Raw genomic sequence first — 21,147 nt, 5'->3', positions numbered from 1 at the left:
ATGTGTTCGGTTGATTCGATTTGGCGCCCGTCGCCTGCTTTCGTCTACTGTCAGAAATGACAGTCAGGTCGACCGTTTATCGGACGATCGGTGTATGTTTTGCTCTGGCGCCGACGCAAGCACTTCAAAGCGCGAACTCATGACACGGTCGGAAATCGTCGCACCACCCGCGTCGTCGGTCAGGGACTGCTGGATCTGGCACCAATGGCCGCCAGGCGGTAGCGCGGCCATAGCCTCGCCCTGCCAGATACCGCCGGCAACCCCAGCCGCCAGCCACTCCCGCTCAGGGTTGAACCAACTGCGGACCCGCATCGTGCCGGCCCGGCCCTGACCAGAGAAAGACACCGGATCACTGACGTATTGCCCTTCGGCGGGTTTCTCGAAGACGGGCCGGTAAGTACCCAGAATCACGTTCCGCGCATCGGAGCCGTCCGAGCTGAAACCGTCGCATGTGGCCGTCGCATGCAAGCTGTTTTCACGCGAGGGTTGCCTGATATCCAGGGCCACCGACCAGGTTCGGTCGGCCTGCACCGTGGTTTCTCCTGCCTTCACCGCTCCGACATAAATCAACCAGACGATGATGGTGTCCCCCGGCACGCCGAAGCCTGATGCGACCTCGCCCTGACCGACATGCGCTCCCGATACCGGGGTCTCCAGCACCGGAGGCTCCGGAACCACGCTGTAGTTGCACGGCCAGCTGTCCCTGGAGGTCTGGTCTTCGAAATACTGTCTGGCCCAAAGGGTTTTATGCCCCACCGGCAATGTCACTTCGCGCCTCCATTTGCCGTTGATGTCGATCGGCAGCCTTTCGAACAAAGGCTCGGCAGCGCCTTGCAGAAAAACATCGACGGCCCCCAACGGCATGCCTTCCCCCTCGATCATCGAGGTACGCGTCAACCTGCCGTCCTCTATCGGAGAAGTGAAACCTGGCGCGAGCAACACCACATGAAAGGGGTGTGAATCGCTGTCCGCCGATACCTGGCCGTCGATCTCCTGTCTTGCCCGCACCACCCAACGGCCGAATTTCAGTTTCTCCAGGGTGATTTCCCACGGCCCGTCGGCAGTCAGCGTGGCCGAACCCAGGTCGCTACCGCTCAAGTAATCAAACAAGAACAGCGTGGCCCCTTTCATGCCGTCCGTGCCTCGGAAGGTCACGTCACGACCGACGTCGGAATCCTTTTCCGGTTCGGTGATGACCGGCGGGATCATGGGCAGAAAGAGCAGGAAAGTTACAGTCGCCGCCGGCGAGGTCTGCTGGGCCGCCACTTGAGTCGCGGTGACGGTATGTTCGACACCCGGAGCAAACGGCTGCGCACGCTGAAACGACCATGTCCGGCCGCTCACCACGGCGGAATGCAAGGTGCTGCTGCCGCTGAACAAGAGATTCACCTGGGCACCCGACTCACAGCTGCCGGTGAAGGTGGGTGACAACCCCTCGGGTGGAACCCTGTCAATGCCAGGTGCCCTCGGCGGGATGCGGACTTTGTACTCGACGTCGGCGGATTGCTGATTATTCAACCCCTGGCGGACACGAACGATCCGGTCAAAGGTTGGCCCCCACTCGACATAGGCTTTGCTTGACCACCGGTTATCGGAACCAACCCGGACATCCGGGGCAATCCGGGTGATGCCATCGACTTCATAAAGCGACACGGTAGCGCCCAACACACCTTTGCCGGACAGGGTTGTCCAGTACTCCGGCGTGGCACTCACCTCGTAGGGCAGCGGAAAATTGAACAGGTACTCGAACGCAAAGGGCGCCGACTCGATCCAGCCACCCGCGTTGTCGGGCACCTTTTGAATCGCACTCATCCGGTACAGACCGTTGGGCCAGTTCGTTGCGCTGGTCTGCCACTTGCCACCGACCACCGTTGCCTGCGCCGGGGCCGCGCCACCGGGGCCGCTGACCACGCTGATCACGACAGTGGCACCTTCGTAACCGTCACCCTCGAACTTCACGGTGGTTGCGCCAGGAACGCTGACATCGACTTTGCTCACGGCGGGCGGACGAACGTCAAAGGATCGCGGCTGGCTGAAGTCGGACGGGACGGTTTTATCGGTCTGCCGGACGACCAGTGAGCGTCGTCCCGGGTCGACTGTCACTGCCACACTCCAGATGTTGCCGGTGATTTGGGCTTCACCGACTTTGATGAAGTGGTTCAAGTCGAGAAAGACCTCCATGAGGGCTCCACCCACTCCGCCTGTGCCACCCAGCGTGAAGGGACTGTTCTGGGTTGAACCGGCTGCCGGACTGGTGATGACGACGGGGGCCTGTGCGCTGAAGATCACCGGCAATGTATAGATGCTGGTCGTACCGGCGTAAGAAACCAAAGCACTGACCGACACCGAACCACTAGGCAAACGCGCAGTAAGAGGCGCTTGCCAGTTGCCTTGACCATCAATGCTGGATTGAGCGCTGAGAACTTCACCGTGATTGGGAGGTGACTTGACGACAAGCACCGTCGAACCGGGAGCGCCAATGCCACGGAAAACCAGACCTTCAGTGGGTGTAGTGTCGCTGGGTTTCGGATAGGTCAAGACTGCCCGATAGATCTCCATGACCGCTGTGCGCGCAGAACCTTGATTGTCGACGGTTTGAAATGCCTGGATGCTGCTTTTGTTGACATTGGCCGGATAACTGATCGCCGTATTCCATATTCCGGACCTGACATTGGCAGTCCCTATGATTACATCCGTATTACCGATGACAATTCCAACCTGGGCTCCGGAGACACCTGTACCCGCGACAGCATAAGGTGAGCCGGCAATGTTCTTGATCAGGTTGATAATGGGTGGCGGAGGTGCGGAGCCAACCCCATCAGATACCCCCTGAGAATCGCCAAGCGGCTCTTTATCCATACCGTCATTTATTGTGCCCATAGCTGTCTCCGGGGCTGTTCAAGGGTATCAATGCAGGGGGCAGGAAAATCCTTGCCCTGATTGAAGAACAACCCCTTGCACTTCCACACCTGACAGTTCTGACAGTCCCGACCAACGGTAACCTTTCCCACAACCCCACCCGGCAGGGTCTTTCATCCGTCAGCGCGGGGCTACGGCGTCTTGCACCTTTGCCTACACATTCCTCAGAAACCGCCGGCTTGTGCGCCTTGGCGCTGCCCCGTAACTTGGTTCGCGTCGCTGCCAATCAGCGATCGGGTTCAGTCGCCCGGGGTTCTCAGCACGTTGCGCATCAGCGTCATTCAGTCGGGTATTCCCTATCCCCGTACTTGAGGGTGGCTGTTCGCAGGGCGCCTCAGGGCGTGCCGGTACGTGCACTCCCGGTCGACTGACCTGCTTGCAGCCGACACCCGCCAGTTTGGTCACAGGTCAGGTGTTGAGAGAACCCTGGATAACCAGCGCTGGATGGAAAGGTGTCTGGAGTGACGCCTTCGCGGGCAAGCCCGCTCCCACCAGGCAACAGATTGCAAGTGGGAGCGGGCTTGCCCGCGAAGACCCTGGTAAAGGCAGCCCGGCCCTCAGGCCGAAGCAGGCAACGGCTGAAAACTGAAGTATTGCTTCAATGCCTCGACCAGTTGCCCATATTCCGGCGGCGCCCGTTGCAGGCTGAAGCCGGCGTCGTAATGCAGGGGGGTCGCGTCTTCGTGGCACCACAGGCAACACGCACAGAGGTCGATCACCTGCAGGCAGCCCTCGCCCACCGGGATCTTCAGACGCAGATTGAATTCGGCACCGATCATCATCGGCAGCTGGCTGATGAGCATCAGCCCGTCTTCGGAGACATTGCCGAGAAACCCGATGGGCTTATCGGTGACGCTGTTGAACACTCGCAGAAAATACGGCAGCTGGTGCCGTTCGATTCGACGGTCGGTAAACATGCGCAGTATCGCCCTGCAAGGCTCCTGACGGAGCCACACTTTCGCTTCGGAACGAACCTGCGTGGCAGGTACGCTCTCCCCGCTCCCGGTGTGACGGTCGCTACAACGCCGTCACGTCGACCTCTGCCAGTCGCAGGTGTTGCGCCAGTCTGGATTCAAGGTTCCGGACCGGTGTCATTCGACTATAGCTCACGTTGTACACACAGCCAGCTTTTGTATGACATCTGTCATCAGAAGCGGGTCGGACGCACCACGGCGGCTTCGCTGCGAGTCGGGTAGTGGCCCAGGCTCTGCAGGGTTTCCAGGCGCGCGCGGGCGCGGTAGGCGTATTCGCTGTTGGGGTACGAGGCGATGATGAACTGGTAGGTCTGCGCCGCATCGACGAACATTTTTTGCCGTTCCAGGCACTGGCCGCGCATCATCGACACTTCCGGCCACACATAAGGTCGGGCACGGCTGGCGCGTTCGACCTTGGACAGTTCGAGCATCACCTGCTCGCAATTGCCCCGGTCATAGGCGCTGTAGGCATTATTCAAATGATGGTTCATCGACCAACGGGTGCAGCCCGTGACGCTGATAACAGCAAGGGCAAGGGCGGCAATGGGCACGAATCGCATGGGAGATCTCCTGTCTTGTGCTCTGTATCGACCTCGGGCGGGAAATCTTCAGAACCGTTTGTGCCGATTGTCGTGTTCAATAAAGAAAAGAATAAGTAGTGCAAACGAACAATGACTACACCCCAAGAGCATAGTAGCCTTCGCTGGCGCTTGAACTCAGGAGACCTTGCATGTCCGTCCGTCGTACCAAAATCGTCGCTACCCTTGGCCCGGCCAGTAACTCGCCGGAAGTTCTCGAACAGCTGATTCTGGCTGGCCTGGACGTTGCCCGTCTGAACTTCTCCCACGGCACCCCCGACGAGCACAAGGCTCGCGCGAAACTGGTGCGTGACCTCGCTGCCAAACATGGCCGCTTCGTCGCCCTGCTGGGTGACCTGCAAGGCCCGAAAATCCGTATCGCCAAATTCGCCAACAAGCGCATCGAGCTGAAGATCGGTGACAAGTTCACCTTCTCCACCAGCCATCCGCTGACCGAAGGCAACCAGCAGGTGGTCGGTATCGACTACCCGGATCTGGTCAAGGACTGCGGCGTGGGCGACGAGCTGCTGCTCGACGACGGCCGCGTAGTAATGCGCGTCGAAACCGCCACCGCCACCGAGCTGAACTGCGTGGTGACCATCGGCGGCCCGCTGTCCGACCACAAAGGCATCAACCGTCGCGGTGGCGGTCTGACCGCTCCGGCCCTGACTGAAAAAGACAAGGCCGACATCAAGCTCGCTGCGGAAATGGAAGTCGACTACCTCGCCGTGTCCTTCCCGCGTGACGCCGCCGACATGGAATACGCCCGTCAACTGCGCGACGAAGCCGGCGGCACTGCCTGGCTGGTGGCGAAGATCGAACGCGCCGAAGCCGTGGCCGACGACGAAACCCTCGACGGCCTGATCAAGGCTTCCGACGCGGTGATGGTGGCCCGTGGTGACCTGGGTGTGGAAATCGGCGACGCCGAGCTGGTGGGCATTCAGAAGAAAATAATTCTGCATGCACGCCGCCACAACAAGGCGGTGATCGTCGCGACCCAGATGATGGAGTCGATGATCCAGAACCCGATGCCGACCCGCGCCGAAGTGTCCGACGTAGCCAACGCCGTGCTCGACTACACCGACGCCGTGATGCTCTCCGCCGAATCCGCTGCCGGTCAGTACCCGCTGGAAGCCGTGCAGGCCATGGCGCGCATCTGCGTCGGCGCTGAAAAGCACCCGACCGGCAAGACTTCCAGCCACCGTATCGGCAAGGAATTCGAGCGCTGCGACGAAAGCATCGCGCTGGCGACCATGTACACCGCCAACCACTTCCCGGGCGTCAAGGCGATCATCGCGCTGACCGAAAGCGGCTACACCCCGCTGATCATGTCGCGTATCCGTTCTTCGGTGCCGATCTACTGCTTCACCCCGCACCGTGAAGCCCAGGCCCGCGCGGCGATGTTCCGTGGCGTGTACACCATCCCGTTCGACCCGGCCTCGCTGGAGCCGCACGAAGTCAGCCAGAAAGCCATCGACGAGCTGACCAAACGTGGCGTCGTGGAGAAAGGCGACTGGGTCATCCTGACCAAGGGCGACAGCTATCACACCACCGGCGGCACCAACGGCATGAAGATCCTGCACGTTGGCGATCCGCAGGTCTGAGTGACACGCTGAAAACCAGAAGCCCCGGCATGTGAGTGTCGGGGCTTTTTCGTTTCGGGTGAGGCTTGGCTTCTCAGTGCCGTTTGATAAACCCGGTCAACGCTGCCAACGCTTCCGGCGAGCGCAACCGCTGGGTAAACAACGCCCCCTCCTCTTCAATCACCTGACGAATCAACCCACGATCCGGCGACTTCATCAGTTGCTTGCTGATACGCACCGCCTCCACCGGCATTTCGTCGAAACGCAACGCCATCTCCCGCGCCTTGGCCAACGCCGCTTCCCCGCTGCCCAGCGCCTCGGTGGCAATTCCCCACGCCGCCGCTTGTTCACCGGTAAAACCTTCACCCAGCAACAGCAACTCGGCCGCTTTGGCGTGCCCGAGCAAACGCGGCAGGATCAGGCTGGACGCAAATTCCGGGCACAGGCCCAGGTTGACGAACGGCATGCGCAGACGCGCATCGCGGCTGACGTAGACCAGATCGCAATGCAGCAACAGCGTCGTACCAATCCCCACCGCAGCGCCCGCCACGGCGGCCACCACCGGTTTGCGGCATTCGAGCAGGTTGAGCATGAAGTGAAACACCGGGCTGTCGAGGTCGCTCGGCGGTTGCTGGATGAAATCGGCGATGTCGTTACCGGCAGTGAAGCATTCGGCGCTGCCGGTGATCAGCACGGCGTTGATCTGCGGGTCGCTGTCGGCCTGTTTCAGGGCCTCGGCGAGACGGCTGTACATGGCGCGGGTCAGGGCGTTTTTCTTGTCCGGGCGGTTGAGGCGCAGGGTCAGCAAACCGCGTTCGCGTTCCAGCAGGATGGCTTCAGTCATGACGTGTCTCGCGTCTGAAAAGTCAGCGCTCAACCACGGCTGAGGAACACGTCGGCCAGCAGTTGATTGCGCGGCAGTCCGGCCAGGTACAGGCGCCGGGCGAAGGCGTCGACACTGGCGGTCGAGCCGCAGACTAAGGCCAGGGTTTGCCGGGAAACAAGCCGCAGTTGCGCCAAAGCGCCCGGCAACTCGGCCGTCGTCCACAGCTCGACATCGAGGTTTTCACGCTGGGCGGCCAGTGCTTCAAGGGGTTTGGCCAGGTAGTGCCCGGCGGCGTCATGGGCCACATGAATGATCCGGATGGCGCCCCGGTGATCCTGACGCAAGGCTTCGCGCAACACCCCGAACAACGGCCCCAGGCCCGTGCCGGCGGCCAGTAGCCAGAGTGGCCGCTCGTGCCAGGCCGGATCGTAATGCAGCGCCCCGCCACGCAGTTCGCCGAGACGGATCGCATCGCCGATCTGCAAACGTCGCGCGGCGTCGCTGAATTCGCCGGGCTGGCGGCAATCGAGATGGAATTCGAGAAAGCGGTCTTCCTCGGGCAGGCTCGCCAGCGAATAGGGACGCGCGACATGACCGGCCCACAGCACCATATGCTGGCCGGCACTGTAGCGCAGGGGCCGTTGTGCAACCAGGCGCAAGCGCAGGACGCTGTCGCTGAGCCAGTCCAGCGCCTCGACCGTCGCCGGACGGCCATCGGCCTGCGGATCGAAGGCGTGGATCTGCAAGTCTTCGGTCACCTGACACTGACAGGCCAGCCGCCAGCCCTGCTGACGCTGCTCGACGCTCAAGGCATCCGGGCGGCTGTCGGCGGGCATGCCTTGTACACATTGCACCAGGCACGCATGGCAACTGCCGGCGCGGCAGCTGTAGGGCACCGCCACGCCGTTCTGGTTGAGGGCATCGAGCAGGTTGCTGCCCGCCGCCACCGACCATGTCCGCTCACCGACCCGCAATTCAGGCATCGACGTTCTCCCACGCGGCCGCGCAGCGATTGCGGCCGTCGCGCTTGGCCCGGTACAGCGCCTGATCGGCACGCTGCAAGGCATCGTCCAGCTCATCGCCCAGTTCGAGCAGAGTCATGCCCGCCGACAGGCTGAGGCTCTTCACATTCAGCCCGACCAGTTCGACGTCGGTGAACGCAATACGCAGACGTTCGCAGCAGGCCGTCAGGCGTTCGGCGTCGCAGTCGGGCAGCAGCACGACGAACTCCTCGCCACCATAACGCGCCAGCACATCGCCGTCGCGCAGACAGGCCCCGGCCACACCGGCAAAGGCTTGCAGCACCTGATCGCCGGCCGCGTGACCGTGCAGGTCGTTGATGCGTTTGAAGTGGTCGAGGTCGATCAGCGCCAGGCCATGCACCACCCCGGCTTCCATCGCATTGAGCTCACGGGAAGCCAGGCGCAGGAAGTGCCGGCGATTGAACAGGCCGGTCAATTCGTCGGTGGCAACCAGATCCTCCAGCTGACGCATCATCCCGCGCAGGGTGTCCTGGTGCGCCTGCAAGGCGAACCGCCGCTGGCGCATGCGTTGCCGCGACAACTGGACGAAGCGCGCGTACAGCACCAGCCACGCCAGCACCATCAGCAGCACGCACACCTGCAATGCCGACAGCGCCGGGTCCGCCAGGCGCATGTGGTAGCCATCCCACAGGGTAATGGCGCAGAAACTGAAGAACACCAGCAACGCGCATCGCACGAACGCGCGCCGGGATAAATGGAACAGGCCGAACAGCAGAATCAGCACGTAGAACACCAGGAACGTGCCCCGGGCATCGTCCAGATGCGCGATCAGCCACGTCTGCCAGCCGAGGCCGAGCAGCACTTGGGCTTCGGTCAGGCTCGGGTCGCGAAAGCGCAGGTTGCGCCCCGACCAGAACAGGGCGAACAACCCGGCCTGAGTGATGACCACCAGCGCGCTGCCAATGGCCACGTCTGCCAGCGGTTCTTCGTAATGTCCGGTAAAAAACGCGAGCCACAGCAACAGCAAGGCCAATCCATAGGTGGCTGCGGCAAGGGCGAAACGTTTAAGCAAAAGGCGCTGGATGGCGTTATGGGTCAATCGTTGACTCACCGTGCGATGGAAGGCTGACCGAGTGTCCTACTCTACAGACCGGATGCCACTTTAGTGGCGTGAGAAAAAAATCACCATCGATTTTCGGGCGCAAAAATTGGCGTCAAATGCATGACCGGCGTGGGCAGCCGAAAGCCCCCTCACCCTGACCCTCTCACGGAGGGAGAGGGAACTGACCGGGGTGTTCCTTCGAGATACACCGACCTGAAATATCGCGCCGAACGCCGGTTTGCGCTTTCCCCCTCGTCCCTTGGGGATGGCTCGACGTGCACCCCCCCTGCCCGATATTCGCCCACTCATGCGACCAACGAATGACTGTCGGCGCGTGTCAGCGCCGGGGAGGCGCGGTATACTGCCGCGCCTTTTTAGCGTCGCGCCAGCAGCCCCGGCGTGCCTTGAAAGGTGCTTGCGACCGACCGATGCACCCAAGCCGCAGGCACCTTATTGAATGTTCCCGTCTTTTAGAGGAGCGCGACTCATGACCGTGATCAAGCAAGATGACCTGATTCAGAGCGTTGCCGACGCCCTGCAATTCATTTCCTACTACCACCCCGTGGACTTCATCCAGGCGATGCACGAAGCCTACCTGCGCGAAGAATCGCCAGCGGCCCGTGACTCGATGGCGCAGATCCTGATCAACTCGCGCATGTGCGCCACCGGCCACCGGCCGATCTGCCAGGACACCGGCATCGTGACCGTGTTCGTGCGTGTGGGCATGGACGTGCGTTGGGATGGCGCGACCATGAGCCTGGACGACATGATCAACGAAGGCGTGCGCCGCGCCTACAACCTGCCGGAAAACGTCCTGCGTGCCTCGATCCTGGCCGACCCGGCAGGCGCCCGGAAAAACACCAAGGACAACACCCCGGCGGTCATCCACTACTCCATCGTCCCGGGCAACACCGTGGAAGTGGACGTGGCGGCCAAGGGCGGCGGCTCCGAGAACAAGTCGAAAATGGCCATGCTCAACCCGTCCGACTCGATCGTCGACTGGGTGCTCAAGACCGTTCCGACCATGGGCGCCGGCTGGTGCCCACCGGGCATGCTGGGCATCGGCATCGGCGGCACCGCCGAGAAAGCCGCAGTGATGGCCAAGGAAGTGTTGATGGAATCCATCGACATCCATGAGCTGAAAGCCCGTGGCCCGCAGAACCGCATTGAAGAAATGCGTCTGGAGCTGTTCGAGAAGGTCAACCAGTTGGGCATCGGCGCCCAGGGCCTCGGTGGCCTGACCACCGTGCTCGACGTGAAGATCATGGACTACCCGACTCACGCCGCCTCCCTGCCGGTGTGCATGATCCCGAACTGCGCCGCCACCCGTCACGCGCACTTCGTGCTCGACGGTTCCGGCCCGGCCTCGCTGGAAGCGCCGCCGCTGGACGCCTACCCGGAAATCGTCTGGGAAGCCGGCCCGTCGGCCCGTCGTGTCAACCTCGACACCCTGACCCCGGAAGACGTGCAGAGCTGGAAGCCGGGCGAAACCGTCCTGCTCAACGGCAAGATGCTCACCGGTCGCGACGCCGCGCACAAGCGCATGGTCGAGATGCTGAACAAGGGCGAAACCCTGCCGGTGGATCTGAAAGGTCGTTTCATCTACTACGTCGGCCCGGTTGATCCGGTCGGTGACGAAGTGGTTGGCCCGGCCGGTCCGACCACCGCGACGCGGATGGACAAGTTCACCCGTCAGATCCTCGAGCAGACTGGCCTGCTGGGCATGATCGGCAAGTCCGAACGAGGCCCGACCGCCATCGACGCGATCAAGGACAGCAAGGCCGTGTACCTGATGGCCGTCGGCGGCGCCGCCTACCTGGTGGCCCAGGCGATCAAGAAGTCCAAGGTATTGGCATTCGCCGAGCTGGGCATGGAAGCGATCTACGAGTTCGAGGTCAAGGACATGCCGGTCACCGTCGCGGTGGACAGCAAAGGTGAATCGGTACACATCACCGGCCCTGCGATCTGGCAACAGAAGATCAGCGAAAGCCTGGCGGTTGAAGTGCAGTAAGCTTCAGCTCCGATAAAAAGGCCGGGCGGTCAGCAATGACCGCCCGGCCTTTTTTTGTCCGCCCCTTGGGGGCTGGTCATAAACACCTGTCAGATCTGACAGGTGTCACCCCGTAAACGCTCTGATAGCTTGAAACCCTGCCGGCGCATTCCCCTTCCCGCCGGGCGCACAGGGTTCGTTGCCATGGCGACATCGGAAGAGTTACTGACCCCGCCGTCGATCAACAAAACGGCGTCCATCGCCACTCAGGGCCGAGCCTGGGGAGAAATCGGCGCGACGGGACAAAAGCCTTACACCCTGGACATCCCGACACTGCAAGGCCGTTCGCTGAACCCGCAACTGCGCCTGGCCTACGACAGCAATGCCGGCAACGGCCCCTGCGGCCTCGGCTGGAACCTGGATCATCCGTCCATCTCACGCAAGACCAGCAAAGGCGTGCCGCGCTACCTGAACACCGATGTGATGCTGGCCGATGGCAGCGAACTGCGGCCCGCGCTGAATGCCGACGGCCAAGTCCTCACCCGCCCGCACAGCCACGGCACTGTCCACTACAGCGTAACGCTCTATATTCCGCGTCTGGAAAGCGGCTTCAACCGTTACGAATTCTGGACGCCCGACAACGGCCGACCCGGTTTCTGGATCGTCTACCACCCCGACGGCAGCCAGTATTGCTACGGCAACAACAGTGCCTCCTGCATCCACGACCCCGATCAGCCGCAGCGCATCGCCGTCTGGCTGCTGGTGGAAATCATGAATGCGCTGGGCGAACACCTCGTCTTCAAATACCAGGCTGACGACGTCGAACCCGACCCGCGTTTCGACTACCGCGCCCAGCGTTACCTGAGCCAGATCGTCTACTGCAACAAGACCGCCAGCGACGAACTGTATTGCCTCACACACGAGGACCCGGCGCAGACAGTGGAGTGGTTGCTGACCGTGGTCGCGGACTATGGCGCGCGCAGCGTCGACCCGGACATCGCGCCGACCTTTGCAGCCGACGAAGACGCCTGGCCGCTGCGCCAGGACCCTTCGCGCATGCACCGTTACGGCTTCGAAGTGGGCACACGACGCCTGTGCCGGCAATTTCTGATGTTCAACAGGATCGGGCCGGCGCCGGTGCTGACCCATCGTCTGCTGCTGGAATACGAAAACACGCCGCTGCATTACAGCCAGCTCACAGCTGCGCACGTCATGGGTTACGACGCCAAAGGCCAGGTCGAGAAAACCCCGCCGATGGAGTTCTCCTACGCCCCGTTCTTGCCCGACACCACACCGCGACCGTTCCTTGCACTCGACCACATGCCTGGCCTCAACGACGGCGAGACTTATCACTGCATCGATCTTTACGGCGAAGGCCTGCCCGGCATCCTGTGCCAGTACGACGGCACCTGGTATTACCGCGAACCCTTGCGCGGCGAGGCCGGCACCGAGGAAGTCGTCTACGGCCCCTGGACGCTGCTGCCGCTGATTCCCAACGCCGACAGCAGCAAACCGGCGATCCAGATCCTCACCGACATCAGCGGTGACGGCTGCCTGAACTGGGTTTTCGTTTTGCCCGGCATGGCCGGTTACTACACGCTCAAACCGGATCGCAGCTGGTCGGATTTCCAGCCGTTCGAACGTTTTCCCGCCGAAGTCGCTCAGGCCTTCACCCAATGGGCAGACCTGTCCGGTGGTGGCCTGCAGGACTTTGCGGTGATCGGCCCGAAAAGCGTGCGGGTGTACGCCAATCAACGGGAGGACGGCTTCGCTGCCGGCATCGATGTACCCCATGAACCCGATGATCGATTGCCACTGCCAGACCGCAACGTGCCCAGTGAACTGACAATGCTCGGCCACCTGAATGCCAGCGATCACGTCGCGCTGTGCCGCATTCGCCATGACGAAATCAAATGCTGGGCCAATCTGGGCCACGGCACCTTCGCCGAAGGCCACCCCGTCTCTCCCCTGCCTTTTGATTACGCAACATTCAATGCCGATCAGGTACGCGTCGCCGACCTCGACGGCTCCGGCGCGCCAGCCCTGATCTATCTGCGTGCCGATGGTTTCGAAATCTACTTCAACCACGGTGGCAACGAACTCGATCAGCAACCGCTACGGGTGCCCTGGCCCAGCGGCGTGCGCTACGACCCGCTATGCCAGGTAACCTTCGCCGACCTGCAAGGTCTGGGCTGCGCCAGCCTGTTGCTGACCGTACCGCACATGACGCCGCGACACTGGGTGTATCACTTCGTCAGCGAGCGCCCCTACCTGCTCAGCGGCGCGAACAACAACATGGGTTACGACGCCACCCTCGGCCATGCCAGCAGCGCGCAATACTGGCTGGATGAAAAGCGGCAGTTGCTGGAGGCCGGTGAGCGGCCGGTCTGTCACCTGCCGTTTCCCCAGCAAGTGCTCAAATACCTGCGTCAGGACGATGAAGTCACCGGCAACTACCTGATGCAACGGTTTCAGTATTTCGAAGGCTGCTTCGATCCTCGGGAACGCGAACTGCGTGGTTTCGGCCGGGTCTACCAGACCGACAGCGAACTGACGCCGGGCCTGGCCGAAAGCGGTCACACGGCGCCGATGCGGGTCAAGCAGTGGTTCCATGTCGGCAGGACCATCGATCAGCCATTGAAGGACACCTGTGAGTCGGACCAAGAATACCGGCCACTGGGCGCCACGAAAGTGGCACCAGGCGCGGAAGACCATCCGGACATGCCCTACGCCCTGAGCGGCCGCTTGCTGCGCAGCGAGACTTCCCAGGCCGACGATCCCGTGCCCGCACGGCTGTTTACCCTCGACGAGGTGCGTTACCAGGTTGAGGTGCTCGATGAAGCACCGTCCAGACTGATCGTGCAGGAACTGGAAACCCGCCGCTTTCAGTACGAACGCATCATGAATGACCCGCGCTGCCAGCACGTCGTCATCCTCGAACGAAACCCTTACGGTCAAACTGTTCACAGCCTCACCGTCGACTGCGCGCGCCGCCGCAATGAAAACGACGATCCACCGTTTGAAGAGGACAGCCAGAAACGCGCCTGGCGGGACAGCTTCGATCAGAGCCAGAACGTGTTTTACCTGAGCGAATGGCGCGCCGAATTCCATCAGTTGATCGAGCCGCCGCACTGGCTGCTGAACCTGCCGTGGTGCCGGCGCAGCAACGCGCTGACCCTGCCGCCAGGCGTACTGCCCGTGGGCCTGAGTGCGGAGCAGATCAGCGCTGAACACTTCCTCCGGCATCAGGACAGCAACGCCTGGAACGCGTTGCGCGAATTAACGTCGCTGTCGGTGCAGCACTATCAGCAATCGCCCGAAGGTGAACTCAGCTTCCCGCCGCTGGCGATCGCGAGGGATGACGCTGTTTTCGACAAGCAGGCACTGGCCGCCTACGACGCGGTTCCAGATTTCGATATTCGCCTGGAGCTGGACAGGATTGGCTACGTGCCCATGCCCTTCTCGCTCCCCGTCGATCCGGAAGCGGACAAGCGGCGCGAACTGTGGGCGGTTGAAAGCGAATTCTTCACCTACGCCGCTGCGGCGGACTTCTATCAGGTCACCAAGGTGCAACCGACCGCCAGCCATGGCGAAACTGAAATCAGCAGCGATACCGATCACCTGCGCACCACCGTCATCAAGCAGCCGGACGGTTGCCAGACGCATATCACCTGGGACTATCACCATCTCCAGCCGAAGTCCGTCAGCGATGCGAACCTCAATATTCAGGAAGCATTGTTCCTGCCCGATGGCCGGACACAGGCAACCAGTTTCTACGGCACCGAAGACGGCAAGCGGGCCGGGTTTCGCCCGCTGAGCGAATACCCGATACCCGCCGATCCGAGCCCCGAATCGGCCCTCGGCAATCCCCCGGAGTACCTGGCGGCTGCCGCCATTGCGCTGGCCTACGACCTGCTCAGCTGGATGCCGAAAATCCCCTTGAACACTGCACTGGCCGAGCACCTGCAATGGATCGCCAAGGGGCTGGTCCAGCCCGACGGACGCGTCCGCGCGTCGGTCCTGCGCCGCTTGAAACACCTGAAGAATCCGGATGTCGGCGAACAAGCCTTGCTCGATCTGCTCAGCAATTTGCCGCGCGTACCGGTACACAGCGCCGCGCTGAGGGCCGACCGTTACTTCAATGATCCGCAACGCCAGATCCAGATCTCGATCACGCACGTGGATGGCTCCGGCCGGACCTTGCAGACCAAGCAATTGGTCGAGAAAGGCCTTGCCTATGTCAGATCCCCCGACGGCAGTCTCGAACTGGAGAACGGCGTTCCCCGGCAGGCATTGGCGGATCCGCGCTGGCGCGTCAGCGGACGGGCGGAACTCAACCATAAAGGCGAGCCGATCAGGGTTTTCCAGCCGTATTTCATCAACAGCGAACAGCGCGTCAACGACAGCTCGATGCGCGAGTCTGGCTACTTCGACGAACTGTTTTATGACGCCACCGGGCGCCAGATCCAGGTGATCAATGCCAAGGGGCATCTGGCGTTCGAGCTGATCCATCCCTGGTTCACGGCTAAATATGACTACAACGACACCGACGAGTCGCCGCCAACAAAGCCGCTGAAGAGGTCCGGACGATGAACGCCAGCGTGCATGCGCGTACACCCTCGGTGGCCGTCATCGATCCACGCGGCTTGCCGGTGCGGCAGGTGGAATATCTGCGCACTGAGGCCGATGGCCCGCTGCAAACGCTGATGTCCCGCCAGCGCTTCGACGTGGCCGCGCGTTTGATCGAGCAACAGGATCCGCGTCTGTCCATTCCCAACGAGACCCGCGTTCATACGCTGGGCGGCCAGGCACTCAAGGTCTGCAACGTTGACGCCGGCGAGAGCCTGCGCCTACCGGGACTGGCCGGGCAGGAGGTGCAGCGCTGGGATGCCCTCGGCAATCATTGGCAGACCCGTTACGACGCCCGGCTGCGCGCCGTGGCCGTCGCAGAAAACGCCGAGGCGGACGCTGAAACCTTCATCTATGCGCCGGGCGATGCCGATCACCAACACAACCTGCGCGGGCAACTGATCGCCTTCAGCGAACCGTCCGGCAACAGCGCGATCACCGGTTACGGCCTGCTCGATCAGCCGATCCACGAAAGTCGCACCTTTCATGACGGCAAGACCTTTACTCACCGCCAGACCTTCAATGCGCTGGGCGCCGGGCTCGAACACACCGACGCTGGTGGCCACCGCCAGCAATCGAGCTACGACGTCGCCGGACATCTGCAACGGGTCCAGTTGCAACTTGCCGGCACAGCCGAGTGGAAAGCGGTGCTGGTGGATGCGCAGTACAACGCTGCCGGGCAAATTATCGAGCAGCAGACCGGCAACGGTGTCAGCAGTCGCTGGTTGTACGATCCGGCGGATGGGCGATTGCTGCGGCAGACGGCGCAGAAGGAGGCAGCCCCCGCGCTGCAAGACTTCGAATATGAGTACGACCGCACGGGAAATGTCACGCGAGTTCTCGATCACGTCTTCATCCCGATGTTTGTCGCCGGGCAGCGGATCGATGGACACCGGGCATTTACCTACGACTCGCTGAGCCGGATCAGAAGCGCCAGCGGATACGCCGACGCCCCGCCCTCCGACACGCCCGGCCGTCCACAACCGAGCGATCCGGGCAACCGGCGCAACTATCTCGAAACCTACGAATACGACCACGGCAACAACCTGACCAGAACCACGCACGTGCGTGATGGTGCCAACCATACCCGCGAGATGTTCATCGACCTCGCCAGCAACCGGGGAGCACGCTGGACGCCCGGCGATCCGCCACCGGACTTCGACCGTCTGTATGACCGTGCCGGCAACCTGTTGGCCCTGCAAGCCGGCCTGCCGATGCACTGGGACAGTCGTGGCCGGTTGCAAGCGGTCACGCTGGTCGATCGCGGTGGCAGCAACGATGATCGGGAAAGCTATCGCTACAGTCGCGGCGCGCGGGTCTACAAGCGCCACGAAACCCACACCCGCAAAGCCAGCCACGTCCATGAAGTGCGCTACTTGCCCAACCTGCAAATCCGCACCCGCGACAATGATGAAGAACTGCACACTCTCACGCTCAGAACCGCAGTCGGCGAGGTCTGTTGCCTGCATTGGGTGGCTGGCAAACCGGCGGACATCGAAGCGGACCAACTGCGCTTTAGCCTGTCCGATCACTTGGGTTGCGCCCTGACCGAACTGGATGGCCAGGCACAATTGATCAGCCAGGAACGTTATTTCCCGTTTGGCGGCACGGCCGTGCTGACCGCGCGCTCGCAAGTGGAAGTCAGCTACAAGACCGTGCGTTTCTCGGGTAAGGAAATGGATGTCAGCCGGCTCTATGATTACGGTTCAAGGTATTACGCCGACTGGCTGCAACGCTGGATCAGCGCCGACCCGGCAGGGAACGTCGACGGGCTGAATCGGTATGCGTATGTCGGCAACAATCCGATGCGATACGTCGACCTTGAAGGCACGGCAAAAGCAGAACACGTCATCTACAACTACTCGAATTTCATCAATGTCCTGTCGGGCGTGGCCGAGGAAACACTCGGACAGATCGACAACGTCATCCACCAGAAAAACATCAAGAGCGGGCTGGCGAAAAACCTGCTGGGCGAGTCGATCAACGCATTCGCCACCAGTGGACTGGGTTCGATTCTGGCAACGCGGTCTGGCGTGGACGGGAGCGTGGTCCTGAGCGGTGCCCCCTACATCGATGGTCTGACCGCCGGGAATGCGCTGGCAAACCCGGCCGCTGCGGTGGTCGACGCCACCCTGTCAGGCGCCCTGACACGCCCCTTGATCCCTCAGACTTCGAAAATCTCGGTGGCGGCCATCGACAGTGCCCTGGGCTTGATGGATGAAGGGACCATGGATTGGCGCGAGGCTCCTGGTGCCCTGCTCAATCCCGATATTCTGGTGGGATGGGGCGTTGGTTCGGTGCTGGGAATTATCGGCAACCTGTTGAATATGGGGAGCCGGGTTCAAGAAGCCGAAGACATCAAAAACCGTCTCGACCCGGTAAAAATCAACAAGATCGACACCCTGCTCGCCGATTGGAAAACCGCCGTGGAGGAACGCTGGGCACAGACCGAAAAAGCCTTCAACGCACTCGGCAGCGATGTGATTTATCCGCAAGATCTGTTGCCGAACGTGAACCACATGACGCCTGCCGGGCTCATTGCGCCCGTTCACCGCTCGGCCCTGGAACGCAAAAACCGCAAGACACTGGACTACATCGACCGCGCACAACGGGGCATGGCCTGGTATCGGAAAATGGGCAGCACAGACAATCAGTTCCTGGCGCATCCACCCGCTCCTTCGCCCACCCACTGGTTCACGCGAAGTGCCCGGTAGCATCCATCTGCGCACGCCCGCCGTCATTGCCAATGACAGCCGTGGCCTGGCGGTCAGACACATCGCCTATCTGCGCACGGTCGCTGGCGATGCGGCGCAACCACTGGTCAGCCGTCAGCAGCATGACCCGGCCGGACGGTTGGTGGTGCAACAGGACCCGCGCCTGTCCACGCCCAATATCACTAACCTGTATGCCCTGGACGGCCAGCCGCTCAGGATCGACAACGTCGACGCCGGCCCGCTTCTGGTCCTGCCGGGCCTTGCCGGGCAGGAACTGCAACGCTGGGATGCCCGGGGTAATCATTGGCGCGCCACCTACGACGAGCAGATACGCGCGGTGGCCATCGAGGAAAACGGTGTGGCAGACATCGAAACCTCGACCTACGCCGATGCGTCGGCCGATGCCGGGCGAAATCTTCGGGGCCGGTTGATTGCGCTCAGCGACCCGTCGGGCCAAGTGTCCTTCGACGGTTTCGCCCTTGTTCTGCCGGATCAGCCATTGCGCGAAAGCCGCACTTTCGGCGACGCCATGGCCCTCGTCAGCCACCGCACCTTCAGCGCTCTCGGCACGCCTCTGGAACAGATCGACGCCGCCGGCCACCGGCAGCAGTCGACTTACGATGTCGCCGGGCAGCTCAATCAGGTGCGGCTGCAGCTCAACGGCCAGACCACCTGGCAGGCGATTCAGCAGCAAGCGCAATACAACGCTGCCGGGCAACTCGTCGAGCAGTTGACGGGCAACAACCTCACCTGCCGCTGGTGTTACGACCCGGCCGACGGACGCCTGCTGCAACAAACCGCGCACAAGGACAGCGGCGCCGTGGTGCAGGACCTCGGTTATGAATACGATCCGGTGGGCAACGTCACCGCGATTTTCGATCACGCCTTCACCCCCCGGTTTTTCGCCAACCAGCGGATCGACGGCCACCGCGCATTCAGCTACGACTCGCTGTATCGACTGATCCGCGCCACCGGCCATGCCGACGCCGCGCCCTCGGACAATCCCGGCCGACCGCAACCGACCGACCCCAACGACCGGCGCAATTACGTCGAGACCTACGACTACGACAGCGGCAACAACCTGATCAAGACCACCCATGTGCGCGACGGCGCCAGCCATACCCACGAGATGTTCATCGATCCCGCCAGCAACCGGGGTGTGCGCTGGCAACGGGGTGATCCGCCGCCGGACTTCGACAGTCTGTTCGACCGCGCCGGCAACCTGCTGGCCCTGCAACCGGGGCAACCGCTGCGCTGGGATAACCGGGGCCGGTTGCAGAGCGTGACCCTGATCGATCGCGGCAACGGCCCGGACGATCAGGAAACCTGCCGCTACAGCCAGGGCGAACGGGTCGGCAAACGCCACGAAAGCCACACCCCCAAAGCCAGCCATTTCCACGACGTGCGCTATCTGCCGGGGCTGGAAATCCGCACCCGGGACACCGGCGAAGAACTGCACGTCATTTCCATCGGCATGGCGGCCGGCGGCGCGCGCTGCCTGCACTGGGAAAAAGATCCGGCGAATGTCGGCGCCGATCAGTGGCGCTACACCCTGAGCGATCATCTCGATTCGGCGGTGAAAGAACTGGACGGGCAGGCAAACCTCATCAGCGATGAAGGCTATCGACCGTTTGGTGCCACCGCCTGTCTGACGGCGCGCTCGGCGGTCGAGGTCAGTTACCGCACGCTGCGCTATTCGAACAGGGAAATGGACGACAGCGGCTTGTACTTCTACGGCGCACGCTATTACGCGCCGTGGCTGGGCCGCTGGATCAGCGCCGACCCGGCGGGGGATGCCGACGGACTGAACCTGTATGCGTTCGTCGGCGGCAATCCGATCGGCAACATCGATGCCAACGGCGAGGGCAGACTGCCCACGACGGCAGACTTCAATGCCGGCCTCCATCGGATCATTCAGTCTCAGAACGAAAGCTATGCCAGACACCGTCAGCTCGCCGGGACACGTCATGCCAAGGAAAACCTGAGCCGGGAAATGACCCGGCACATCGAAATTCTCGGGCTGACCAAACGGCGGGTGGTCGATGCCCAGGGGCAACTCGACAGGATGGGTTCAGGCAGCGGCGTCGCCCTGGCAGCCGCGCGCAGGACCGCGACGCTGGTGATCGGCAAAGGCATCAGTTATGGCGTCGGCGTTGCCGTCGGAGTCGGTGCCCAGGCACTGGGTGCCGCTGCGCCCGGCATTGGCAACGTGGTGGGCGTCGGTCTGGGCATCGGCGCCAAGGTTGCGGTTTCGGGGCTGGTGGATTACCTCGCCGAACGCTCGGGTCTGAGCGCCACGGTCAACTTGAAAACCTCCAGGCTGACGGCGAACAAGATCATCCAGAAGGCCGAGTACAAACAGATGGAGCCACTGGAATACCTGGTCGCCAAATATCGCAACATGAAGCCCGACTCGCGCAAGGCGCAGCTCAAACTGTCCAAGGAGGCCGCCACCCAGTCGGCGGGTTACCTGCTCAAGTCGACCCTGCCGGCCATGCCCTCCGAAGCGATGGGCGCCATCAGCAGCAGTATCGCGGCCTTGATCGGACTGCCGGAAATCATCGACGAGACCCTTGGCGCGCTGTCCGACAAATCCGGCGAGAAAATGCAGATGTTCGAGCAGCAGATCACCGGCCTGATCAACGAGATCGAAACCAACCAGGCCAGGGTTCACGCGTTCGCCGATGCGCTGTCCCTGAACAGCATCAGCGGCATCGACATCGACGATCTGGATCAGCAGACCTCGGCGATCACCCACCTGCTTCACGGACTCGGGCAACGAGTTCGCAATCACCGGGCCAATCAGGGCACGCCGGTCTGAACGAGGGCTTTTATCCCGTCAGGGCACT

At 62.2% G+C, this 21,147-nt stretch carries 11 protein-coding genes; 5 read left to right on the top strand and 6 right to left on the bottom strand.

The window, feature by feature from the left end; all coding sequences use genetic code 11:
• Nucleotides 1-63: 63 nt before the first annotated feature.
• The 3 genes from KVQ74_RS19525 to KVQ74_RS19515 form a co-directional block, all read right to left on the bottom strand.
• Entirely contained in the window at nt 64-2,880 is a 2,817-nt protein-coding gene (locus KVQ74_RS19525) for an Ig-like domain-containing protein (RefSeq protein WP_217832803.1), read from the bottom strand.
• 596 nt (nt 2,881-3,476) lie between these two features.
• Complete coding sequence (locus KVQ74_RS19520) at nt 3,477-3,836, bottom strand: PilZ domain-containing protein (protein WP_217832802.1); 360 nt, start codon at nt 3,834-3,836, stop codon at nt 3,477-3,479.
• Nucleotides 3,837-4,066: 230 nt separating this feature from the next.
• Nucleotides 4,067-4,453: a tetratricopeptide repeat protein gene (locus tag KVQ74_RS19515; protein WP_217832801.1), complete on the bottom strand. Its 387-nt coding sequence runs from the start codon at nt 4,451-4,453 to the stop codon at nt 4,067-4,069.
• A gap of 170 nt (nt 4,454-4,623) precedes the next feature.
• Between KVQ74_RS19515 and pyk the strand changes: the two genes are divergently transcribed.
• Nucleotides 4,624-6,075 carry a pyruvate kinase gene (pyk, locus tag KVQ74_RS19510; RefSeq protein WP_217832800.1) on the top strand — a complete coding sequence of 484 codons (1,452 nt, stop codon included), beginning with the start codon at nt 4,624-4,626 and terminating at the stop codon, nt 6,073-6,075.
• Between the two features lie 73 nt (nt 6,076-6,148).
• Here the strand turns inward: pyk and KVQ74_RS19505 are convergent, their stop codons facing one another.
• Genes KVQ74_RS19505 through KVQ74_RS19495 form a run of 3 tightly spaced genes read right to left on the bottom strand, consistent with a single transcriptional unit; the run spans nt 6,149 to nt 8,962 of the window.
• A complete protein-coding gene (locus tag KVQ74_RS19505; RefSeq protein ID WP_217832799.1) occupies nt 6,149-6,898 on the bottom strand; it encodes an enoyl-CoA hydratase-related protein in 750 nt (249 codons plus the stop codon).
• A 29-nt stretch (nt 6,899-6,927) separates the two neighbouring features.
• Complete coding sequence (locus KVQ74_RS19500; RefSeq protein ID WP_217832798.1) at nt 6,928-7,863, bottom strand: iron-sulfur-binding ferredoxin reductase; 936 nt, start codon at nt 7,861-7,863, stop codon at nt 6,928-6,930.
• A complete protein-coding gene (locus tag KVQ74_RS19495) occupies nt 7,856-8,962 on the bottom strand; it encodes a GGDEF domain-containing protein (RefSeq protein WP_217832797.1) in 1,107 nt (368 codons plus the stop codon). The genes KVQ74_RS19500 and KVQ74_RS19495 overlap by 8 nt, the downstream gene beginning before the upstream one ends.
• Nucleotides 8,963-9,452: 490 nt before the next feature.
• Here KVQ74_RS19495 and KVQ74_RS19490 point away from each other — a divergent pair, with 490 nt between their 5' ends.
• The 4 genes from KVQ74_RS19490 (at nt 9,453) to KVQ74_RS19475 (ending at nt 21,119) form a co-directional block, all read left to right on the top strand.
• Nucleotides 9,453-10,976 carry a fumarate hydratase gene (locus KVQ74_RS19490; RefSeq protein ID WP_217832796.1) on the top strand — a complete coding sequence of 508 codons (1,524 nt, stop codon included), beginning with the start codon at nt 9,453-9,455 and terminating at the stop codon, nt 10,974-10,976.
• Nucleotides 10,977-11,159: 183 nt separating this feature from the next.
• Nucleotides 11,160-15,548 (top strand): SpvB/TcaC N-terminal domain-containing protein, encoded by a 4,389-nt coding sequence (locus KVQ74_RS19485; protein WP_217832795.1) that lies wholly within the window; start codon nt 11,160-11,162, stop codon nt 15,546-15,548.
• On the top strand, nt 15,545-18,298 hold the full coding sequence (locus KVQ74_RS19480) for an RHS repeat domain-containing protein (protein ID WP_217832794.1): 2,754 nt from the start codon (nt 15,545-15,547) through the stop codon (nt 18,296-18,298). The genes KVQ74_RS19485 and KVQ74_RS19480 overlap by 4 nt, the downstream gene beginning before the upstream one ends.
• Nucleotides 18,288-21,119, top strand: a complete 2,832-nt coding sequence (locus KVQ74_RS19475; protein ID WP_217832793.1) for an RHS repeat-associated core domain-containing protein — start codon at nt 18,288-18,290, stop codon at nt 21,117-21,119. Before KVQ74_RS19480 ends, KVQ74_RS19475 begins: the two co-directional genes overlap by 11 nt.
• Nucleotides 21,120-21,147: the final 28 nt, after the last annotated feature.

The sequence above is a fragment of the Pseudomonas botevensis genome (genome assembly GCF_019145475.1).
GTDB classification, from domain to species: domain Bacteria; phylum Pseudomonadota; class Gammaproteobacteria; order Pseudomonadales; family Pseudomonadaceae; genus Aquipseudomonas; species Aquipseudomonas botevensis.
Note: the sequence above shows the minus strand (reverse complement) of the source record. Positions and strands in the feature narration are given on the sequence as shown.

Excerpts from the sequence above, each read along its gene's own strand:
- KVQ74_RS19525 (WP_217832803.1), bottom strand. The coding sequence starts at position 2,880 with ATGGGCACAATAAATGACGGTATGGATAAAGAGCCGCTTGGCGATTCT.
- KVQ74_RS19520 (WP_217832802.1), bottom strand. The coding sequence starts at position 3,836 with ATGTTTACCGACCGTCGAATCGAACGGCACCAGCTGCCGTATTTTCTG.
- KVQ74_RS19515 (WP_217832801.1), bottom strand. The coding sequence starts at position 4,453 with ATGCGATTCGTGCCCATTGCCGCCCTTGCCCTTGCTGTTATCAGCGTC.
- pyk (WP_217832800.1), top strand. The coding sequence starts at position 4,624 with ATGTCCGTCCGTCGTACCAAAATCGTCGCTACCCTTGGCCCGGCCAGT.
- KVQ74_RS19505 (WP_217832799.1), bottom strand. The coding sequence starts at position 6,898 with ATGACTGAAGCCATCCTGCTGGAACGCGAACGCGGTTTGCTGACCCTG.
- KVQ74_RS19500 (WP_217832798.1), bottom strand. The coding sequence starts at position 7,863 with ATGCCTGAATTGCGGGTCGGTGAGCGGACATGGTCGGTGGCGGCGGGC.
- KVQ74_RS19490 (WP_217832796.1), top strand. The coding sequence starts at position 9,453 with ATGACCGTGATCAAGCAAGATGACCTGATTCAGAGCGTTGCCGACGCC.
- KVQ74_RS19485 (WP_217832795.1), top strand. The coding sequence starts at position 11,160 with ATGGCGACATCGGAAGAGTTACTGACCCCGCCGTCGATCAACAAAACG.
- KVQ74_RS19480 (WP_217832794.1), top strand. The coding sequence starts at position 15,545 with ATGAACGCCAGCGTGCATGCGCGTACACCCTCGGTGGCCGTCATCGAT.